Raw genomic sequence first — 21,589 nt, 5'->3', positions numbered from 1 at the left:
GGGTGTGGGGATCAGATGGCGTCGATGCCGGACTCGCCGGTCCGGATGCGCACAACTTCTTCGATGTTGGAGACAAAGATCTTTCCGTCGCCGATACGGCCGGTCTGCGCGGCCTTGCGGATCGCCTCGATGGCGGCCTCGACGGATTCGTCGCCCAAAACGATCTCTACTTTTACCTTCGGCAAGAAGTCGACGACATATTCGGCGCCACGATACAATTCGGTATGACCTTTTTGACGGCCAAAGCCTTTGGCTTCCGTGACTGTGATGCCTTGAAGGCCCACTTCCTGCAGTGCCTCTTTCACCTCATCCAGTTTGAATGGTTTGATGATGGCTTCGATTTTCTTCATCAGAGAACAGTCTCCCTATGCATAGCAACGGGCCTCTTGCCCGCTTGCCACAACAAAAAGCAGGAAGCATGCCAACTGGCCTCCCGGGTGGAAATAAATCCATGAATAGGATTTTATCGGGGAAGAAACGTAAATTCCTTCAACCTTTGGTGCGCTGCTACCGCAATAAGCCACTCGCCATCAACCGAAGTTGATGAAAAAAAGATGCAAGTTGCATATAAAATAGGCGGCACGTGCTTGCTGGCGCGCACAATTACTACGCAACGCGCTCTTTCAACGCCCGTGCTGCCTGCGGAGCGCGCACTTTGCCTTCATGGATGAAATAAACGAAAACATCCCGGGCTCGTCTCTTTGCGTGCTCATTCGGCGAGGCGAGCGGCAGGTCATCAGGTTCGCCGCCATTTGCCCAAACATTGGTGCGCTCTGCCCATTTGTCGAGCGCATCGGCTGGGTAGGCGGTCTCGATGGTATCGTCGCCCTTCTGCAGGCGGGCATATATGAAGTCCGCGGTGACATCGGCGATTTCGGGATATTCGAAATGTTCGGCATAGACCACCGCGACGCCGTTCTTGCGTGCCAGGGCGATAAAATCGGGATCGATGAAAGAAGGATTGCGGACCTCAACGGCGTGACGCAGGGGAAGACCGTCGTGCTTCTTCGGCAGGAGTTCGAGAAAGGCGCCAAAGTCATCCGCATCGAATTTCTTGGTCGGGGCAAACTGCCAAACGACTGGCCCAAGCCGGTCGCCCAGTTCGACAATGCCGGACTTGACGAAGTATTCGATGGAATCGCCGGCTTCGGCAAGGACACGGCGGTTGGTGACGAAGCGATTGCCCTTGACCGAAAAAATGAAGCCGTCCGGGACTTGGCTGGCCCATTTGGCGAAAGTCGCCGGCTTCTGCGTGCCATAATAGGTGCTGTTGATCTCGATTGTCTGCAGATGCTGGCCTGCGTATTCGAGTTCCTTGGTCTTGGAGAGACCTTCCGGGTAGAAGGTGCCGCGCCACGGCTCGAAAGTCCAGCCGCCAATGCCGGTTCGTATGGTTACGCTTTCGCTCATTCCGCTTCTCCTCCCTTCAATGCCAGATTGAAAAAACCCGCCACGAGGGCGGGCTTCAGGTCATTCCGCGGCCGCCTGCACCTTGTGTCCGGGACGCCGGCGCAGAAGCTCCTTGAGGAACTGACCAGTATAGGAGCGGTCGACTTCGACAATGTCCTCCGGCCGGCCAACAGCGACAATCTCGCCGCCGCCATCACCGCCATGCGGTCCAAGGTCGATTACCCAGTCGGCCGTCTTGATGACCTCGAGATTGTGCTCGATGACGACGACGGTATTGCCTTGATCCACCAGTTCATGCAGGACTTCAAGAAGCTTCGCTACATCGTGGAAATGCAAGCCAGTTGTTGGCTCATCGAGGATGTAGAGCGTGCGGCCGGTCGCCTTGCGCGACAATTCCTTGGCGAGCTTTATGCGCTGCGCTTCGCCGCCGGACAGGGTATTGGCCTGTTGACCGACATGGATATAACCGAGGCCGACCTTGGCAAGTGTCTGCAGCTTGTCGCGTACTGCCGGAACTGCGGCGAAGAACTCGGCACCTTCCTCGACGGTCATATCGAGCACGTCGGCGATCGACTTGCCCTTGAACAGAACCTCCAGCGTCTCGCGGTTGTAGCGCTTGCCATGGCAGACATCGCAGGTGACATAAACGTCCGGCAGGAAGTGCATCTCGATCTTGATCACGCCATCGCCCTGGCAGGCTTCGCAGCGCCCGCCCTTGACGTTAAAGGAGAAGCGGCCGGGCTGATAGCCACGTGCCTTCGCCTCGGGGAGACCGGCAAACCAGTCGCGGATCGGAGTAAAAGCGCCTGTGTAAGTTGCCGGGTTGGAGCGCGGCGTGCGGCCGATCGGCGATTGGTCGATATCGATGACCTTGTCGAGAAATTCCAGCCCGTCGATGCGGTCATGGTCAGCAGGATGTTCGCGCGATCCCATGATGCGGCGCGATGCGGCCTTGAACAGCGTTTCGATCAGGAATGTCGATTTGCCGCCACCGGAAACGCCGGTCACGGCGGTGAATGTGCCAAGTGGAATCTCTGCGGAGACGTTCTTGAGATTGTTGCCGCGCGCACCGACGATCTTGATGCGCTTCTTGGTTGTCTTGCGCCGCTCCGATGGCACAGCCACCTCTATGGCTCCGGACAGATATTGGCCGGTGAGCGATTTCGGGCTGGCCATGATATCGGCGGGCGACCCTTGCGCAATGATCTCGCCGCCATGAATACCTGCGGCCGGACCAATATCGACAACATAGTCGGCGGTGAGGATCGCATCTTCATCGTGCTCGACGACGATAACGGTATTGCCGAGATCGCGCAGGTGGCGCAGGGTCTTCAACAGTTGCTCGTTGTCGCGCTGATGCAGCCCGATGGACGGCTCGTCGAGCACATAGAGCACACCCGTAAGGCCCGACCCGATCTGCGAGGCCAGGCGGATACGCTGGCTTTCGCCGCCGGACAAGGTTCCGGAATTGCGCGACAGCGCCAGATAGTCGAGACCGACATCGTTGAGGAAGCGCAAGCGCTCGCGAATTTCCTTGAGGATACGTGCCGCAATCTCGGTCTGTTTTTCGTTGAACGTCTTGTCGATTTCGCGGAACCAGGCGTCGGCATGGCGAATGGACTTCTCGGTGATCTGACCGATATGCATGCCGCCGATTTTCACGGCCAATGCTTCAGGCTTCAGCCGGTAGCCATTGCAGGCAGGACAGGGGGTGCCGGACATGAAGCGCTCGATCTCTTCGCGCGACCAGGCAGAGTCGGTCTCCTTCCAGCGCCGCTCGAGATTTGGAATGACACCTTCGAACGGCTTGGTGGTGCGATAGGAACGCAGGCCGTCATCATAGGCGAACTGCACCTCACGGCTGCCCGTGCCGTAGAGAATGGCCTGCTGCGCCTCCTCGTTCAGATCGCTCCAGCGGTCGCCAAGCTTGAAGCCATAGGCAGCGCCAAGGGCATCCAGCGTCTGATTGTAATAGGGCGAGCTCGATTTCGACCACGGGGCAATTGCACCATTCTTCAGCGTCAGACTCTCATCCGGCACGATCATCGTCGGATCGATCGCCTTCTGCGTGCCAAGGCCATCGCAGGTGGGGCAGGCGCCGAAGGGATTGTTGAACGAGAACAGGCGCGGCTCGATTTCCGAAATGGTGAAGCCCGAAACCGGGCAAGCGAATTTTTCCGAGAACATCAGCCGCTCATGGGTATCGTTCTTGGACTTGTTGGCGGATTCACTTCGATGTTTCGTCAGCCGGAAGCGGCTTATCGGCAAATTCCGCAACGGCAATGCCGTCGGCCAGCTTCAGGGAAGTTTCAAGACTATCCGCCAAGCGGGCGGCAATATCGGACCGCACGATGATACGGTCGACCACGACGTCGATATCGTGCTTGTATTTCTTGTCGAGTGCAGGGACATCGGCGATCTCGTAGAAAATGCCGTCAACTTTCACGCGCTGGAAGCCGCGCTTCTGGAGGTCGGCCATTTCCTTGCGATACTCGCCCTTACGGCCGCGGACGATTGGCGCAAGAACAAACAGGCGAGTGCCCTCTTCAAGCGCGAGAACGCGGTCGACCATCTGGCTTACAGTCTGGCTTTCGATCGGCAGACCGGTTGCCGGAGAATAGGGGATGCCGACACGCGCGTAGAGCAGGCGCAGATAGTCGTAGATTTCCGTGACAGTGCCAACCGTCGACCGCGGGTTGCGGCTGGTTGTCTTCTGCTCAATGGAAATAGCCGGAGAGAGACCGTCGATCTGATCCACGTCCGGCTTCTGCATCATCTCGAGAAACTGCCGCGCATAGGCGGACAGGCTCTCGACATAGCGCCTCTGCCCTTCGGCATAGATCGTGTCGAATGCGAGCGACGACTTCCCCGATCCGGACAGGCCGGTCATGACAATCAGCTTGTCGCGCGGCAGGTCGAGATCAATGTTCTTCAAATTGTGTTCGCGGGCGCCGCGAATGGAAATGTATTTCTGATCGCTCATGTCTGTTTGCCTTTGAGAGGGCACGCTATTCTGGAAGGAGGTACTGCCCTCTGGCGAGAGGCTTTCCTATATTTAGAAAGTCCCTGCCGTTTTGCGAGGTCAAACCCTGATGGAATCACCATAGCCATGTTGACATTGTTAGAGCAAGTGATAGAACAAAAAAAGAACAAATCGCGCAAGTCATGCTGACATTGAGTGAAAGCTGTCGCAGTCTCATGGTTGCCCGCGAAAACCTTGTGAAAGATGGCGATTGACGGGCGGCGGGCGTTGAAAGTCTCCTGACAAATCTGGCAGGAGCGTTTCGCAAGGCGTCAATGCTGATATGGCCAGGAACGGTATATTGTGGATAGCGGTAATCAGTTGCCCGCCATGAATGCGGCTTCTGTATGATGGCGCAAATTTTAAAATCGGAATTTACGGAGTTTAAATCATGGCAGGCAGTGTCAACAAGGTCATTTTGGTAGGAAATCTTGGCGCTGACCCGGAAGTCCGGCGGTTGGGTTCGGGTGACCCGGTCGTTAATCTCCGCATTGCGACGTCGGAAAGCTGGCGCGACAAGAACAGCGGTGAACGCAAGGAAAAAGACTGAATGGCATAGCGTTGTCATCTTCAATGACAATCTGGCCAAGGTTGCCGAGCAGTATTTGAAGAAGGGCATGAAGGTCTATCTCGAAGGTGCGCTGCAGACCCGCAAGTGGCAGGACCAGACGGGCAATGACCGCTATTCGACGGAAGTCGTTTTGCAGAAATTCCGCGGCGAGTTGCAGATGCTCGATTCACGCGGCGAGGGCGCCGGAGCTGGCGGCGGCCGTTCGTTCGACAACAATTCGAGCCGTGGCCAGGTCTCGGACAACGACTACGGCTCCGATTTCGGTCGCTCCAGCGCTTCATCCAGCAGCTCATCCAGCGCAAGCGGCGGGAATTTCTCGCGCGATCTCGACGATGAAATCCCGTTCTGACAACTGGACGGATCAGACAGCGGATGAATAGTGCAAACGCCCGGTCATGATCAGTGATCTGGGCGTTTACGCCGGACTTTTTTCGATTGCTTTCGCTGCCGCTACCGTTCTGCCGATGCAATCGGAAGCGGCGCTCGCCGGCCTTCTCCTCAGCGATGCCTATTCACCGGCAGTTCTGATTGGCGTTGCCAGCGTTGGCAATGTGCTCGGCTCAATCGTCAACTGGCTGCTTGGCCGCGGAATCGACCGGTTCCGCGATCGCAAATGGTTTCCCGCCAGTCAGGCGCAGCTTGATCGGGCTGCGTCCTGGTATCAACGCTACGGCAAATGGACGCTTCTTTTGAGTTGGGCACCCATCATAGGTGACCCGCTGACGGTAATTGCCGGGGTATTGCGGGAGCCCCTGCTCAGCTTCGTTATCCTTGTAGCCATTGCCAAGACCGGTCGCTACCTCGCGATTCTGGCACTGACCACAGGCTTGTAAGCTGCCGCATCAGGGATGCATTTTTGCGCCTTTGGTGATTTTGTCGACCAGCTTCCTGTCAGCCCGCATGGCGATGCCAACGACCTTTGCATCATCCGGGGCGAACTGCGCGAAGACCGCGCGGTTTGCCGCATCATGGCCGGTGGAGAACATCTCCTCGACGTAGAGACAGGTTCTGATATCGCGCTCGAGCGAACGGCGGTGAATATTTGAAATCGTTGCCTGATCGGCTGCCAGCACGATCACTGGCTGAATTGACAGGGGGTTATAGATGTTGCCAGCACGGTCGCGGTAGGGTTCGCCGATCACCTCAGGTGATTGGGCAACGATGCCGCTGGTGAGAAATGCGGCCACATTCAGCGCTTGCCAGGACGCAAGGTCGTTTCGCAGCACGATTGCAATTTTGGTATCGAACATCGATATAGGTTTCCGTGTCATGAAGAGTTGGGCTTATGCTGGACGTTTTAGGCGAAGAGGCAGTGCACAGTCTTGGACGTTTGTGCGAACTACCCGGGCAGGACGCCATCCTGTCGGCACCTTCCAATCCAGGCCTTGAACGGATCGAAGCGCGCTTTGCCGGCGATGGCTACGACCTGCACCGGCATGACACCTATGCGATCGGGGTGACGCTGCACGGTGTCCAGACGTTCTGGTATCGCGGCCAGCGGCGCTATAGCCTGCCCGGCAATATCATCGTGCTTCATCCGGACGAGATCCATGACGGCGGGGCCGGTACCGATGATGGCCTGCGCTATCGCATGCTCTATCTCGAGCCGTCGCTGGCGCTGCAGTCGCTGCGCGCCGGCTCGCTGCCGTTCGTCAAAGACCCGGTTTTCGCTGATCCGGCCATGGCGGCCATTCTGTCGGCCGCTCTCGACAATCTTGACGAGGAATTGGATGAGTTGGCGGTCGACGATATCATTTCCCGATTGACGCAAAGCCTGGCCCGGCACGCCCGGCAGAACGTCAAGCCATTGGGGCCCGCTGCTGTGCGGCAGACGGAACTGGCGCGTGATTATCTTGAGGAACATGCCTTGCGTCTTGTCCGCTCAGGCGAGCTCGAGGCGGTAAGTGGGCTTGATCGTTACACTTTGTCCCGGCATTTCCGGGCGCTATACGCCACAAGTCCCCACCGTTTCCTGCTGATGCGCCGCCTGCAGCGGGCACGCGAGATGATCAAGGCCGGCGACCCACTGGCCGAGATCGCGGCGGCGGCGGGATTCACGGACCAGAGCCATCTCAACCGGCAATTCAAGAAAGCCTTCGGCTTGACCCCCGGACGCTGGGCAGCCCTGATCGGCGTCAATTCTGGCTAGCACACACGATACCTCAAGGCTGGTGCGCGTGTGGTGCAATTGTCCGGCCCGGCGCCGTCTGTTAGACAGGCGTTCGGTTTGTGCATCGGAGCCCTGTCATGACGGAACCCCAGACGCCATCGAATACGCGGCACCGCCTGGTCATCGTCGGTGGAGGCTTCGGTGGACTGGAGACGGTCCACAATCTTCGTAATGCCGATATAGACATCACGCTTATCGACCAGCGCAACCATCATCTGTTCCAGCCCTTGCTCTATCAGGTGGCGACTTCGACATTGGCGACATCGGAAATCGCCTGGCCGATCCGGCATCTGCTGCGGAAGTACAAGAATGTCAAAACGCTGCTGGGTACGGTCGAAGCGGTCGATACCGCCGCCAGGACCGTATCAACTGCCGATGGCGAAACGATTCCCTACGATACGCTGGTGCTGGCGACCGGTGCACGCCATGCATATTTCGGCCACGACGATTGGGAACCGTTCGCGCCCGGCTTGAAAACGCTGGAAGATGCAACGACGATCCGGCGGCGTATTCTTACTGCATTCGAAAAAGCAGAACGTGAGCCTGATCCGGCGAAGCGCGCGGAGTATCTGACATTCGTGATGATAGGTGGCGGTCCGACAGGGGTCGAGGTTGCCGGAACGATAGCCGATCTTGCCCGCGATACGTTGAAGGGTGATTTCAGGGTAATCGATCCGGCATCCGCGCGTGTCGTGCTGATCGAGGGTGGACCTAGGGTATTGCCGGCTTTCAGTGAAGACATGTCCGCCTATGCAAAGAAAGCGCTGGAAAAGCTAGGCGTGACGGTCCACCTCGGCAATCCGGTCACCGAATGCCATGCGGACGGCGTCGAATTCGGCGGACAGTCACTGCGCGCCAGGACCATCATCTGGGCAGCCGGTGTCCAGGCATCGCCCGCCGCGAAATGGCTGAATGTACCCGCAGACCGCGCCGGACGGGTCATTGTCAATGCCGACCTGACGGCACCGGGATATCCAGAGATCTTCGTCATCGGCGACACGGCCACCGTTGCCAATGGCGGCAAGGGTACGGTGCCCGGTATCGCTCCAGCAGCCAAGCAGCAGGGTGTCCATATTGCCAAGACGATCAAGGCCAGACTTGCCGGGGATAGCGCATCATCGCCATTCGTGTACCGTCACGCCGGCGATCTGGCGACGATCGGCAAACGGGCCGCGGTAACGGATTTTGGCTGGATCAAGCTCAAGGGCTACATCGCTTGGTGGCTATGGGGCCTTGCCCATATCTATTTCCTGATCGGCGTGCGCAACCGCCTGGCGGTTGCCTTGAGCTGGCTGTGGATCTCAGTGAGCGGCGCTCGCAGCGCGCGACTGATCACACAGCGGGACGCTGCAGAAGAAGCGAACATGGACGAAAGCGGAGGCTAGAGCAGATTTTGCCAATCCCTCGACTTTGAACCAAATCCTGTACGGAAGAATGACTCCAAATAGACAAAACCTGCTCTCGCAGGGCAGCCGTCAGCCAATAAACGTCTTGATGCCGTCGGCCACGAACTGAACGGCGAGGGCGGCGAGAATGACGCCGAGAAGACGGGTCAGGATGGAGCGGCCAGTCTCGCCAAGGAAGCGGTCAACGCGCTCGGCAAGCAAAAACACCACATAAGATGCGGCAATGCAGATCAAGATGATACCGATTAACGCCAGGCGCGATGTGGCGTCGGAAAGCGTGCCCGCCAACAGGATAGTGGCGGAGATCGCGCCCGGACCGGCGATAAGCGGAATTGCGAGCGGGAAGGCAGCGATGTTGCGGATATGGTCCTTGGTGATGGCCACCTCGGCGCTCTTTTCCTTTCGCTCGTTGCGGCGCTCGAAAATCATTTCGAAGGCGATCCAGAACAGAAGCAGACCACCGGCGATCCGGAAAGCGCCCAGCGTGATGCCAAAAAGGGCCAGGATCTGAGCGCCGGCGACGGCAAAGATAGTCAGCACGATGAACGCGATAAGGCTTGCCCGCAACCCGACCTGGCTGCGCTCCTTGCGATTCATGCCGCGTGTAAGCGCCAGAAACAGCGGTGCCAGACCCGGTGGATCGATCGTCACCATCAAGGTCACGAGCGCATTGAGAAGAGTGTCAGAATACGCCACGATTTTGCTTTTCTTTTCTGTTTAAAGCTCGCCAACCTGCCGATCAAAGCCTCCGCAACCTATCGGATTCTCTATCCGGCGTCGAGAAACATGGAAATCCTTGCGCAAGTTTTTCGCCGCATGAGAAAAACTATTTTATCTTATTGATATTAAAGGTTTTTCTGCTGTGAATTACTGTCCCGTTTATTGGCTTTTCGCCCGGAAAGCCGCTATAAGATCAAAGATTGATTCTATACGAAAGATGAGTGCCTCGTGTCTGACCTAACTCCACCTTCTGGCCCCGAAGACGATAAATCCGGCCCAATCTCCAGGATCGAGCCCATTTCCATCATAGAGGAAATGCAGCGCTCCTATCTCGATTATGCGATGAGCGTAATCGTCAGTCGTGCGCTGCCTGATGTGCGCGACGGTCTGAAGCCTGTGCATCGTCGCATCCTGCACGCGATGAACGAGATGGGCCTGTCGTGGAACCGGTCCTACCGCAAATCGGCCGGTGTCGTCGGTGAGGTGATGGGTAAATTCCACCCGCATGGTGACGCCTCCATCTACGACGCACTTGTCCGCATGGCGCAGGATTGGTCATTGCGGGATCCTCTTGTCGACGGGCAGGGGAATTTCGGTTCGATAGACGGCGATTCACCGGCCGCGATGCGGTACACGGAATGCCGTCTGGAGAAGGTAACGGAATCGCTGCTCGAGGATATCGACAAGGAAACAGTCGATTTCCAGGATAATTACGATGGGCGCGAGCAGGAGCCTGTGGTTCTGCCTGCGCGTTTCCCCAATCTTCTCGTCAATGGTTCTGGCGGTATCGCAGTCGGTATGGCAACGAATGTGCCGCCGCACAATCTGGCCGAGGTTATCAATGGCTGTATCGCGCTGATCGACAACCCGGCGATCGATTTACCGGAAATGATGGAGATTATTCCCGGTCCGGATTTCCCGACCGGGGGTATCGTCCTTGGCCGCTCGGGCATCTACTCAGCTTACAGCACAGGCCGCGGTTCGATCCTCATGCGCGGTAAAGTTGCAGTTGAGAGCATGCGCGGCGATCGCGAAGCCATTATCATCACCGAAGTTCCGTATCAGGTGAACAAGGCGACAATGATCGAGAAGATGGCCGACCTGGTGCGTGAAAAGCGCATCGAGGGCATCTCTGACATTCGCGATGAATCAGATCGCGACGGATATCGCGTCGTCGTTGAACTGAAGCGTGATGCGGTGGCGGACGTCATCATCAACCAGCTCTATCGTTTCACACCCCTTCAGACGTCTTTTGGCGCCAATATGGTGGCGTTGAACGGCGGCAAGCCGGGACTGCTCAATCTCCTGGACATTTTGCGCGCGTTCGTCAGCTTTCGCGAGGAAGTTGTCAGCCGCCGCACCAAGTTCCTGCTGCGAAAGGCGCGCGACCGCGCGCACGTCCTGGTTGGCTTGGCCATTGCCGTCGCCAATATTGACGAAATCATTGCACTTATCCGCCGGGCGCCCGATCCTGCTACGGCCCGCGATCAGTTGATGGAGCGCCGCTGGCCCGCCAATGATGTTGCGCCGCTGATCACCCTGATCGCTGATCCGCGCCATACGCTCAACGACGACAACACCTATAACCTCTCCGAAGAGCAGGCGCGCGCTATTCTCGATCTGCGATTGCAGCGCCTGACAGCGCTAGGCCGCGATGAAATCGCTGACGAGCTGAACAAGATCGGCGTCGAGATCGCCGATTATCTCGAGATCCTGGCATCTCGCCTGCGGATCATGGGTCTGGTCAAGGACGAGCTGGTCGTAATTCGCGATGAATTCGGCACGCCGCGCCGCACTGAGCTTACCGAGGGTGGCGCCGATATGGACGATGAAGATCTCATCGCCCGTGAAGATATGGTGGTGACCGTCAGCCACGCCGGCTACATCAAGCGTGTGCCCCTGGTGACCTATCGCGCGCAACGCCGCGGCGGCAAGGGCCGTTCCGGCGTGACGATGAAGGACGAGGATTCCGTTACACGGCTGTTCGTGGCCAATACGCATACGCCGGTGCTGTTCTTCTCGTCGCGCGGCATCGTCTATAAGGAAAAGGTCTGGCGTCTGCCGATCGGTACGCCGCAATCACGCGGCAAGGCACTCATCAACATGCTGCCGCTGGAACAGGGCGAACGCATCACGACGATCATGCCGCTGCCGGAGGACGAGGCAAGCTGGGCCAATCTCGACGTGATGTTCGCCACGACGCGCGGCACGGTTCGCCGCAACAAGCTGTCCGACTTCATCCAGGTCAATCGCAATGGCAAGATCGCGATGAAGCTTGAGGAAGAGGGCGATGAAATCCTCAGCGTCGATACCTGCGACGAGTTCGACGATGTATTGCTGACTGCCGCCGGCGGCCAGTGTATCCGTTTCCCCGTAACCGATGTGCGTGTGTTCGCCGGGCGCAACTCGATCGGCGTGCGTGGCATCACATTGGCTCCGGGGGACAAGATCATCTCCATGTCCATTCTCGGTCATGTGGACGCAAGCCCCGCCGAACGCTCGGCCTATCTGAAGCAGGCTGCGGCTGAAAGGCGGGCACAGGGCGCCGACGACGTTGAAGAAATTGCTTTGGTCGGCGAGGAAGCCACAGATGTGGCCGATCTTTCGCCGGAGCGTTACGCCGAACTGCGCGATCGCGAAGAGACCGTGCTGACGGTTAGCGAATATGGCTACGGCAAGCGCTCGTCGTCCTATGAATTCCGCGTTTCCGGGCGCGGTGGCAAGGGCATTCGCGCCACCGACACGTCGAAGACCGATGAAATAGGCAAGCTGGTGGCGTTGTTCCCGGTCCAGGATTCCGATCAGATCCTGCTCGTATCGGATGGTGGCCAGCTGATCCGCGTTCCGGTCAATGGCATCCGTGTCGCCGGACGCTCGACCAAGGGCGTGACCATTTTCAATACGGCTGATGGGGAGAAAGTGGTTTCGGTCGAACCGATTTCCGAAACGGAAACCGATGATATCGAGGCTGAAACGTCCGTTGAAGCCGAGGCAGCAACCCCTGTCACGGATCCCGGCTCTGAAGAAGTCTAGCGCCGCCGGATCGCGCGATTAAAGATCGCTACGATGGTGATAAACACCGAAGCGGGATGTTCTGAGAGGAGCCTCCCGCTTTTTATTTTCTTCTACAATCATGATGATGGCGGAAACGATCATAGCAACCATCATGGCAATGCTCAGAAGAATAAACATATTCTGTCCCTTCGATCTTGCACTCTTTCAGAGTTAGCAACGTGCTAACTTCGAAATGGTTTCACACCATTGTCTCACGCTTAGTTGAAGTTGCCTGAATGCTTGCTGATTGCTGTGTTCATCTCCCGTTCATCCGATCGATTCCGACCATTGAAAGCGCCGGGCAAAACGGTTAGGAAAGCCCCATGACAATCGCGATTTATGCCGGATCATTCGATCCGATCACCAATGGCCATATCGATGTCCTGCACGGCTCGTTCCGGCTTGCCGACAAGGTATTCGTGGCGATCGGTATTCACCCCGGCAAAGCACCGCTGTTCTCATTCGAAGAGCGGGTCGACCTGATAAAGCGCGTCGCGGCCGATGTGTTCGGCAAAGACAGCAACCGTCTCGACGTGATTGCCTTCGATGGGCTCTTGATCGATGCGGCACGCAAGTATGGGGCATCACTCATGGTTCGTGGTCTGCGTGACGGCACAGATCTCGATTATGAGATGCAGATGGCGGGGATGAACGGCCAGATGGCCCCGGAATTGCAAACCGTGTTTCTCCCGGCGGACCCCTCGGTCCGCACCATTACTGCCACATTGGTTCGTCAGATTGCCGCTATGGGCGGTGACGTCCGGCATTTTGTTCCTGCTCTTGTCGCTGATGCGCTCGAGGCAAAATTCAAATCCTGATTTTTGGAGACTTTCATGTCCTTTATCCGCACAGCGCTCCTTGTTGCTGCCGTTTCGTCCCTGTCATTCGCAGCGCTGGCCCCGGCCCGGGCCGATGACGCGAACACCATGACCATCAAACTCAAGGATGGCGACGTCAAAGTCGAGCTGCTTCCCGATCTTGCGCCGAAACACGTCGAGCAGATCAAGGCGCTTGCCAAGGAGGGCGCCTATGACAATGTGGTGTTCCATCGGGTCATTCCAGGCTTTATGGCACAGACCGGCGACGTGCAATATGGCAACACGGAAAAGGGTTACAAGCCGCAGGCTGCCGGGACGGGTGGCTCGACGCGTCCGGATCTGCCTGCCGAGTTCTCGAAGGAGCCTTTCGTGCGCGGGGTTGTCGGTATGGCACGCGCGCAGAATCCCAATTCCGCCAATTCGCAGTTTTTTATCATGTTCACTGAATATCCCTCGCTGAACGGCCAGTATACGGTCGTCGGCAAGGTCACGAGCGGTATGGATATCGTCGACAAGATCAAGAAGGGTTCGGAGGCAGACAACGGTGCAGTCGAAAACCCCGACAAGATGATCAAGGTCACGGTTGGTTCAGCCAAATAATCACTAGCTTAGTTAAATCAGGAGATTGCCGAAAATGGCTTACAAAGACCCAGAAAACACCATCCTTCTTGAAACCACGAAGGGAAGTGTCGTTATCGAACTCTACCCGGATCTCGCGCCTGGACATGTCGACCGGATCAAGGAACTTGCACGCGAAGGTGCCTATGACGGCGTTGTGTTCCATCGCGTGATCGATGGATTCATGGCGCAGACCGGCGATGTCAAGTTCGGCAAGAAGGGCGGCACATCGTTCAATCCAGCCCGCGCCGGCATGGGCGGTTCGGAAAAGCCCGACCTCAAGGCCGAATTCTCCAATGCCAATCATGGCCGCGGCGCCTGTTCTATGGCGCGTTCGCAGAGCCCGAATTCGGCCAACTCGCAGTTCTTCATCTGCTTCGACGATGCAGGCTTCCTTAACCGCCAGTATACGGTGTGGGGCCAGGTTATCGAAGGCATGGACAATGTCGACAAGATCAAGCGCGGCGAGCCGGTGCAGGATCCGGATTCCATCGTTTCCATGCGCGTTGCAGCAGACGTCGAATAAGATCGTATTGATGCATTATGCGTGTTGATCTTTTCGATTTTGATCTGCCGGAAGAGAACATCGCATTGAGACCTGCAGAGCCGCGCGATTCAGCGCGGCTTTTGCTTGTGAAGGCGGATGCGTCCGGGTTCGAGGACAGTTGCGTCCGCAATCTTGGCGATTTCCTGCGGCCCGGGGATGCACTGGTATTCAATGATACCAAAGTGATACCAGCACAACTTGAAGGCTTTCGCGAACGTGAGGGCGTGAAGGCCCAGATCAGCGCGACTTTGCATATGCGTGCTGGTCCTGATCGCTGGAAAGCGTTTCTGCGACCGGCGAAGCGCATCAAGCAGGGTGAGCGTATCGATTTCGGCCACGGCAACAATGCGTGCCTGCTCGGAGCATTGCAAGCGACGGTCACTGAAAAGGGCGAGGCTGGCGAAGCGCTGCTGGTCTTCGATTTCAGCGGTGCAGATCTCGATCAGGCAATTGCCGCGGTGGGTCATATTCCGCTACCGCCGTACATCGCTTCCAAGCGTGCAGACGACAGCCGTGACCGGGAGGATTATCAAACGGTTTACGCAAGGGAAGAGGGCGCGGTCGCAGCGCCGACGGCCGGCCTGCATTTCACGCCTGGGCTGCTGGACGATCTGAAGAAGCGCGGGATAGAAGAGCATTTCGTGACGTTGCATGTGGGTGCAGGCACGTTTCTGCCGGTCAAGGCCGAAGACACAGCCAATCACAAGATGCACGCGGAAATCGGGACAGTGGATCAACGGACGGCCGAGGCACTGAACGCCGTGAAGGCGCGGGGCGGGCGTATTGTCAGCGTGGGCACGACATCCCTGCGGCTGCTCGAGAGCGCGACGGACGCAAATGGCGTGATCCAGCCGTGGTCCGGCCCGACGGACATTTTCATCACGCCGGGTTACAAGTTTCGCGCTGTTGATATGCTTATGACCAATTTTCATCTGCCGCGCTCGACACTGTTCATGCTGGTCTCGGCCTTCAGCGGGTTCGAACGCATGCATGCGGCCTATGAATATGCGATCAAAAATCACTACCGCTTCTATTCCTATGGCGATGCAAGCCTGTTATGGCGATCGGCATCATGAGCGAAAATTTTGAATTCAAGCTGATTGCCACCGATGGCATGGCGCGGCGCGGTGAAATCACCATGCCGCGTGGAACGGTACGGACGCCGGCGTTCATGCCTGTTGGAACCGGCGGCACCGTCAAGGCGATGTACATGGACCAGGTACGCGACCTGGGTGCCGACATAATCCTTGGCAATACCTACCATTTGATGCTGCGGCCGAGCGCCGAACGCGTTGCCAAACTTGGCGGACTGCACGAGTTCGCGCGCTGGGCAGGGCCGATCCTGACCGATTCCGGCGGATTTCAGGTCATGTCACTGGCGCAGTTGCGCAAGCTGACCGAAAAGGGTGTGACCTTCCGTTCGCATATCGATGGCAGGGCCTATGAGATGAGCCCAGAGCGCTCGATCGAGATCCAGGGATTGCTGGATTCAGATATTCAAATGCAGCTGGACGAGTGCGTCGCCCTGCCGTCGACGCCGAAAGACATTGAGCGGGCGATGGAACTGTCGCTCCGCTGGGCGGAGCGCTGCAAGGTGGCTTTCGGCAACCAGCCTGGCAAGGCGATGTTCGGTATCGTGCAGGGCGGCGACGTGGCCGATCTGCGTGTTCGCTCGGCGCAGGCACTGAAAGCCATGGATCTGAAGGGCTATGCCATTGGCGGGCTGGCGGTCGGCGAGCCGCAGGACGTCATGCTGGAAATGCTCGACATAACCTGCCCGGAGCTACCGGTTGAAAAGCCACGCTATCTCATGGGTGTCGGTACGCCGGATGATATTCTGAAATCGGTGGCACGCGGGATCGACATGTTCGACTGCGTGATGCCGACGCGGGCAGGGCGGCATGGCCTTGCCTTTACCCGGCGCGGCAAGGTCAATTTGCGCAATGCAAGGCATGCCGACGATCCGCGCCCGCTAGACGAGGAATCGCCGTGCCCTGCAGCACGCGACTACAGCCGCGCCTATCTGCACCATCTGGTCAAGTCCGGCGAAGCGCTTGGCGGTATGCTGCTGACATGGAACAATCTTTCCTACTACCAGCAATTGATGCAGGGTATTCGCGATGCAATCGAGGCTGGCCGGTACAGCACTTTTGCCGAGGAAACCCAAGCTGCGTGGGGCAGAGGCGACATACCCTTGTTAGCGTGATCAGACGGCTGCGACCGGCGTTTCTGACGCTTCGGCCGGCTCGAACAGGTTTTTCAATCGGTCGATCGCCGCGACCTGTTCGTCCCGGCTGAGCAAATTCATTTCGAAAAGTTTCAGGCTGCGCAAACCTTCGATCGTCAGAAAAACCATCATCACCAATGTCGGATCTTCAGCGTTTTCGCGCATCCGCTGCAGCAATTGCCTGTTATAGCGGCGAATTGGCTCAAGGAAGCCCGGGTCGTTAGCAATCGCCGCAAGAATGCCGGACGGTTCGGGTTCATTGCACAAAAATTCCGCGCGGTAGACGGCGATGCAAGCAAGCACAACACTGTTTGGGCCATGGTTTCTTGCTGCTTCTTCACGACGAAGTGATTCGTCGAATTCAGACACATGCTGCTCTACGAGCGCCTCAAGCAATTTGGCCTTGGTCGGAAACGTATAGAGCAATCCCCCTTTTGAAAGACCCGCTCGCCGCGCTACCGCATCCAATGAAAGGTGAACCGGGCCCACCTCCTTGGCGATTTCGGCCGCGGCTTGCAAAATCTTGTCTTTCGTGGAGAGAGTATCATTCGTCATTCTAACACTTTCGATCTATGAGAGGCGTGAAACCCGTATTGACATTACCGTCCAGACGGTACAGTACATGGCGCGTGGCAATCAAGCCCACCTGACGTTAATCTCATTTGACAGGCTGGCAGACCTCTTTGCTGGCCATTGTTTTGTTCCGGAGCAGTTCCCATGAAGCGGTTCATTCTACCCGTAATCGTTGTAATTCTCGTTGCGCTGCTCGGGTCGGGTTGGTTGGTTTCAACTTGTTCCGGGACAAGGCGATCAAGGATTTCTTTGCCACCATGCAGCAGCCGGCGGCTCCTGTCTCGACATATACGGTCGAGCCCGGCGAGTGGACTCCCGAGGTTGAGGCGATCGGCACGGTGAGCGCCATTCAGGGCGTTGAGCTGTCGGTTGAGGTTGCCGGGATCGTCAAGGATATTCCGTTTACCGCCAATCAGACGATCCAGCAGGGTGCTCCACTTTTGCAACTTCGATGACGCTATCGAGAAGGCTGACATCGTCGCCGCCAAGGCACAGGATGTACTGATGGACCAGACACTGGCACGCGCACGTACACTAAGTACCCGCGGCGTCGGCGCAGTGTCCAGTGTTGATGAGGCGCAGGCGGCGTCTCTGGCCAAGAAGGCCGAGATTGCCAAGTTGGAGGCCGTTATGGAGCAGAAGCTGCTGAAGGCGCCGTTCACGGGTACTGTCGGTATTCCTCGCATCGAACTCGGTCAGTATCTCGCGCCGGGCACGGTGGTGGTTACCCTGCAGGACCTTACCACGATGCGCGTTGATTTCACGGTTCCAGAGCAGGCGTTGAGCGAAATCAAGATCGGTCAGCCGATCAAGCTCGGTCTGACGGACAATGATATCAGCTTCAAAGGTGAGATCACGGCTATCGAACCAAGAATTGACCCGGCGGCGCGGTTGATTTCCGTTCGCGCGAAAGTGGACAATCCGGAAGGAAAGCTACGTCCGGGTCAGTTCGCCCAGGTGCGTGTGACTCTCCCGAAGGAAGAGGACGTTTTCACCTTGCCGCAGACCGCTCTCGTTTCCAGCCTTTACGGCGACTACGTCTTCGTTGTCCGTCCTGCGCCGGACGAAGCCAAGCCAGCTGATGCTACGAAGCCGGCCGATGCCCAGTCATCGGGCGCGGCAAGCGCTGCAGATGCGGCAAAGCCGGCCGAAGGAGCCGATGAGAAGAAAGAGCCGAAGCTTGTCGCGACACAGGTTTTCGTCACGCCAGGCCGCCGTTCTGGCCTTGTGGTCGAAATTACCAAGGGCATCAAGCAGGGCGATATTGTCATAACCGCCGGTCAGAACCGTTTGAGCCCTGGTGCCGCCGTCAAGATCGCAAATGACGTGAATCCGGCCAACACCAAAGAAGCAGGACTGCCAACAAAATGAATTTCTCAGACATTTTCATTCGCCGTCCGGTCCTGTCGACGGTTGTCGCTCTGATGATTATTCTCCTCGGCGCTCAGGGGCTCGTGAACCTTTCGGTTCGCGAATATCCGAAGGTCGAAGAAACGGTCATCACCATCAAAACAGCCTATGCCGGCGCCAGTGCTGATCTGATGCAGGGATTCATCTCTGCTCCTATCGCCAAGGCCGTGACGACCACGGAAAACATCGACTATGTGACGTCGTCGTCAGCCCCATCGTCGAGCACGGTCACAGTGCAGATGAAGCTCGGCGCCAATCCGGATGCCGCGCTGACCGAAGTGATTTCCAAGGTCAACCAGGTGCGCGGCGACCTGCCCGAAGAAGCGGACGATCCTGTCATCACCAAGGGTACAGGGCAAGACTTCGCGACCATGTATCTGGCCGTGCAGAACCCGAACATGACGAGCGAGCAGATCACCGAGTATCTGGAACGCGTGATCCAGCCGCGCATGTCGACGATTCAAGGCGTCGCGGACGCGCAGATTCTGGGTGGCCAGGTCTTCTCCATGCGCGTGTGGATCGATCCGATCAAGCTGGCGGCGCGCAAAACGACGGCGTCGGAGGTCTTGACCGCCATCAACCAGTCGAACTTCCTGTCGGCGCCGGGCAAGGTGGAAAACCTTTATAACGCGTCGCCGATTACGTTGAAGACGACGTTGCAAACCCCGGAGGCGTTCGGCGCCATGCCGATCAAGTCCGATGGTGACAATATCGTTCGCTTGCGCGATGTAGCGCGTGTTGAACTTGGAGCTGTTAGCAAGGATACGATCGTTACGTTCAATGGGTCGAGCGGCACATTCCTTGGTATCTTTCCAACCCCTGCTGCCAACCCGATCGACATGACGGCCGCCGTTCGCAAGGAATTGCCATCGATCCAGGCAACCCTTCCCGAAGGCATGTCCATCGTCATGCTTTACGACGCGACGGAACAGATCAGTTCGTCAATCGATGAAGTGTTCAAGACCATCATTGAAGCCGTCCTCATTGTCGTCGCCGTGATCTTGCTCTTCCTCGGGTCTTTCCGCTCGGTCATCATTCCGGTGGTCACCATCCCGATTTCCTTGGTTGGTGTGTGTTTCTTTCTCTTTCTGCTCGGTTATTCGATCAATCTGCTTTCGCTTCTGGCTATGGTTCTGGCCATTGGTCTCGTCGTGGACGATGCCATCGTGGTTCTGGAGAATATCCATCGCCATATCGAGGAAGGACTGAGACCGCTCGACGCCGCGCTGAAAGGCATGAAGGAAATTACCGGTCCGATCGTCGCCATGACCATTACGCTGGCAGCTGTGTTCGCACCGCTCGGCTTTACGGGTGGATTGACCGGTGCCCTGTTCCGTGAGTTCGCTTTCACTCTTGCGGGCGCCGTTATCATTTCCGGTGTGGCAGCGTTGACTGTCTCGCCAATGATGTGTGCGTTGTTGTTGCGTGCGGGTGGCCACAGCCGGTTCCAGCAGATTGTTGACCGCAGTTTTGGCTGGCTCGAGGGTGCCTATGAACGGCGCGTCGCCGGTTCGCTCAATTTCCGCGCCGTGACCTTGTTTACCGTTATAGCGCTTGTCGCGCTGACCGGATTCCTGTTCACCAAGACGTCGTCCGAGCTTGCGCCGGAGGAAGATTCCGGCGCATTGTTCGCCGTCGTCAATGCGCCGCAATATGCGACGTCGGACTATACCAAGCTCTACGCCGACCAGATCGATGCGTTGACCAAGGATTTGCCCGAGCTGAAAGCCCGGTTCAATATTCTCGGCCTGGGCACGACCAACTCGGCATTCGCGATCTGGGTGTTCAAGGATTGGACGCAGCGCGACAAATCGCAAAAGCAGTTGCAGCAGGAGCTGCAGGGCATGATCAGCCCGATGGCCGGTGCTGAAGCCTTTATCTTCGCCCCGCCCACTTTGCCGGGCACCGGCGGCGGCCTGCCGATTTCCGTGGTCATCCAGTCCACCGGTCCTGCCGACAAGGTGTTCGAGGTCGCCGAGGAGATCAAAAACAAGGCGCAGGCCTCGGGTCAGTTCATCATCGTCCAGAACTCGCTGTCCTTCAATGCTCCGCAAGTTACGGTAACCATCGATCGTGACAGGGCTTCCGCATTGGGTGTACCGGTCAGCGATATAGGACAGACGCTCGGCCTGCTTGTTGGCGGCGGCAAGATCTCGAAGTTCGACCGTGACTCCAATAGCTACGACATCATCCCGCAGGTGCCGCAGGATTATCGTTCAGATCCGGAAAAACTCGGCCAGTATTTCGTCAAGAGTGCATCCGGCGACATGGTGCCGTTGTCGGCTGTCATCAAGGTTACCGAAAACGCATCGCCTGCAGCAATAGAACAGTTCAATCAGTTGAACTCGGCAACGATCTCTGCATTGCCATTGCCTGGTGTTACGACCGGACAGGGGCTGCAGACGGTTATCGACACAGCCACCCCTTTGATGCCCGACGGTTTCTTCATGGACTACTCCGGTCAGTCACGTCTGGAGATCGAGCAGGGGAGCACGATCCTCATTGCTTTCCTGCTGGCCGTGGTCGTCATCTATCTGGTGCTTGCAGCTCAGTTCGAGAGCTTCCGCGATCCATTCATCATCATGATGTCGGTTCCGCTGTCGATCTTCGGCGCGATTGTGCCGCTCAATCTCGGATTGGGTACGCTGAATATCTACACCCAGGTGGGGCTGATCACGCTCGTCGGACTGATCACCAAGCATGGTATTCTGATGGTGGAGTTCGCCAACCAGCAGCGTGATTTGCATGGTATTTCCCGGCATGATGCCATTATTCTTGCTGCGAAGACCCGCCTGCGTCCGATCTTGATGACCACAGCGGCCATGGCGCTCGGCGTCATTCCGCTGATCACGGCGACGGGTGCGGGTGCGGCAGCCCGCTATTCGATCGGGCTGGTGATCTTCTCCGGCATTCTGGTCGGCACGATTTTTACGCTCTTCGTCGTTCCGATGTTCTACACCTTCATCTCGAAGAAGGATGCGAAGACCGAAACGACTCCAGCGCCAGATGCGGGTATTGCTCCAGAGCCCAGTCATCCCTGAGG

Annotated in this window: 16 protein-coding genes and 3 pseudogenes; 12 read left to right on the top strand and 7 right to left on the bottom strand. The window is 57.5% G+C overall.

Going from position 1 to position 21,589, the window contains the following annotated elements; genetic code table 11:
* Positions 1-11: 11 nt before the first annotated feature.
* The 3 genes and pseudogenes from N8E89_RS16675 to uvrA form a co-directional block, all read right to left on the bottom strand.
* Positions 12-350 carry a P-II family nitrogen regulator gene (locus tag N8E89_RS16675; RefSeq protein WP_008123000.1) on the bottom strand — a complete coding sequence of 113 codons (339 nt, stop codon included), beginning with the start codon at positions 348-350 and terminating at the stop codon, positions 12-14.
* A 256-nt stretch (positions 351-606) separates the two neighbouring features.
* Positions 607-1,410: a DUF72 domain-containing protein gene (locus N8E89_RS16670; RefSeq protein WP_262260546.1), complete on the bottom strand. Its 804-nt coding sequence runs from the start codon at positions 1,408-1,410 to the stop codon at positions 607-609.
* Positions 1,411-1,470: 60 nt separating this feature from the next.
* Positions 1,471-4,393 (bottom strand): annotated as a pseudogene (uvrA, locus tag N8E89_RS16665) (excinuclease ABC subunit UvrA).
* Positions 4,394-4,823: 430 nt separating this feature from the next.
* Here uvrA and N8E89_RS16655 point away from each other — a divergent pair.
* Positions 4,824-5,352 (top strand): annotated as a pseudogene (locus N8E89_RS16655) (single-stranded DNA-binding protein).
* A 49-nt stretch (positions 5,353-5,401) separates the two neighbouring features.
* A complete protein-coding gene (locus tag N8E89_RS16650) occupies positions 5,402-5,836 on the top strand; it encodes a YqaA family protein (protein ID WP_106663356.1) in 435 nt (144 codons plus the stop codon).
* 9 nt (positions 5,837-5,845) lie between these two features.
* On the opposite strand, the gene N8E89_RS16645 is transcribed toward N8E89_RS16650, so the two are convergent.
* Complete coding sequence (locus N8E89_RS16645) at positions 5,846-6,253, bottom strand: PTH2-like family protein (protein WP_106663241.1); 408 nt, start codon at positions 6,251-6,253, stop codon at positions 5,846-5,848.
* Between the two features lie 35 nt (positions 6,254-6,288).
* On the opposite strand from N8E89_RS16645, the gene N8E89_RS16640 reads away from it, so the two are divergent.
* Together N8E89_RS16640 and N8E89_RS16635 are read left to right on the top strand one after the other, a co-directional pair.
* Positions 6,289-7,152: an AraC family transcriptional regulator gene (locus tag N8E89_RS16640; RefSeq protein ID WP_106663242.1), complete on the top strand. Its 864-nt coding sequence runs from the start codon at positions 6,289-6,291 to the stop codon at positions 7,150-7,152.
* Positions 7,153-7,250: 98 nt separating this feature from the next.
* Complete coding sequence (locus N8E89_RS16635) at positions 7,251-8,558, top strand: NAD(P)/FAD-dependent oxidoreductase (protein WP_106663243.1); 1,308 nt, start codon at positions 7,251-7,253, stop codon at positions 8,556-8,558.
* Between the two features lie 90 nt (positions 8,559-8,648).
* Here N8E89_RS16635 and N8E89_RS16630 read toward each other — a convergent pair whose 3' ends face one another.
* Positions 8,649-9,233, bottom strand: a complete 585-nt coding sequence (locus N8E89_RS16630) for a MarC family protein (protein WP_410010386.1) — start codon at positions 9,231-9,233, stop codon at positions 8,649-8,651.
* Positions 9,234-9,614: 381 nt separating this feature from the next.
* On the opposite strand from N8E89_RS16630, the gene gyrA reads away from it, so the two are divergent.
* Complete coding sequence (gyrA, locus tag N8E89_RS16625; RefSeq protein WP_245448663.1) at positions 9,615-12,332, top strand: DNA gyrase subunit A; 2,718 nt, start codon at positions 9,615-9,617, stop codon at positions 12,330-12,332.
* Positions 12,333-12,350: 18 nt separating this feature from the next.
* Here gyrA and N8E89_RS16620 read toward each other — a convergent pair whose 3' ends face one another.
* A complete protein-coding gene (locus N8E89_RS16620; RefSeq protein ID WP_162707136.1) occupies positions 12,351-12,491 on the bottom strand; it encodes a hypothetical protein in 141 nt (46 codons plus the stop codon).
* Between the two features lie 185 nt (positions 12,492-12,676).
* Between N8E89_RS16620 and coaD the strand changes: the two genes are divergently transcribed.
* From coaD to tgt, 5 genes are read left to right on the top strand one after another with little or no spacing between them, the layout of a single operon-like run.
* On the top strand, positions 12,677-13,171 hold the full coding sequence (gene coaD, locus N8E89_RS16615; protein ID WP_106663246.1) for a pantetheine-phosphate adenylyltransferase: 495 nt from the start codon (positions 12,677-12,679) through the stop codon (positions 13,169-13,171).
* Positions 13,172-13,186: 15 nt separating this feature from the next.
* Complete coding sequence (locus N8E89_RS16610; protein ID WP_106663247.1) at positions 13,187-13,771, top strand: peptidylprolyl isomerase; 585 nt, start codon at positions 13,187-13,189, stop codon at positions 13,769-13,771.
* A 34-nt stretch (positions 13,772-13,805) separates the two neighbouring features.
* Positions 13,806-14,315 carry a peptidylprolyl isomerase gene (locus N8E89_RS16605; protein WP_106663248.1) on the top strand — a complete coding sequence of 170 codons (510 nt, stop codon included), beginning with the start codon at positions 13,806-13,808 and terminating at the stop codon, positions 14,313-14,315.
* Positions 14,316-14,332: 17 nt separating this feature from the next.
* The gene (gene queA / locus N8E89_RS16600; RefSeq protein WP_106663249.1) at positions 14,333-15,412 is read left to right on the top strand and encodes a tRNA preQ1(34) S-adenosylmethionine ribosyltransferase-isomerase QueA; all 1,080 of its coding nucleotides are present in this window, start codon (positions 14,333-14,335) and stop codon (positions 15,410-15,412) included.
* Entirely contained in the window at positions 15,409-16,542 is a 1,134-nt protein-coding gene (tgt, locus tag N8E89_RS16595; protein WP_106663357.1) for a tRNA guanosine(34) transglycosylase Tgt, read from the top strand. Before queA ends, tgt begins: the two co-directional genes overlap by 4 nt.
* Here the strand turns inward: tgt and N8E89_RS16590 are convergent, their stop codons facing one another.
* Complete coding sequence (locus tag N8E89_RS16590) at positions 16,543-17,118, bottom strand: TetR/AcrR family transcriptional regulator (RefSeq protein WP_106663250.1); 576 nt, start codon at positions 17,116-17,118, stop codon at positions 16,543-16,545.
* Positions 17,119-17,280: 162 nt separating this feature from the next.
* Here N8E89_RS16590 and N8E89_RS16585 point away from each other — a divergent pair.
* Both N8E89_RS16585 and N8E89_RS16580 read left to right on the top strand, forming a co-directional pair.
* A pseudogene (locus N8E89_RS16585) lies at positions 17,281-18,507 on the top strand (efflux RND transporter periplasmic adaptor subunit).
* Positions 18,504-21,587 (top strand): efflux RND transporter permease subunit, encoded by a 3,084-nt coding sequence (locus N8E89_RS16580; protein WP_262260538.1) that lies wholly within the window; start codon positions 18,504-18,506, stop codon positions 21,585-21,587. Before N8E89_RS16585 ends, N8E89_RS16580 begins: the two are co-directional and overlap by 4 nt.
* The last annotated feature ends 2 nt before the right edge of the window (positions 21,588-21,589 follow it).

Origin of the sequence: Phyllobacterium sp. A18/5-2, from assembly GCF_025452215.1 — a bacterium.
Lineage (GTDB): Bacteria > Pseudomonadota > Alphaproteobacteria > Rhizobiales > Rhizobiaceae > Phyllobacterium > Phyllobacterium sophorae.
The sequence above is the reverse complement of the archived record's forward strand: the minus strand, read 5'-3'. Positions and strand labels throughout refer to the sequence as shown.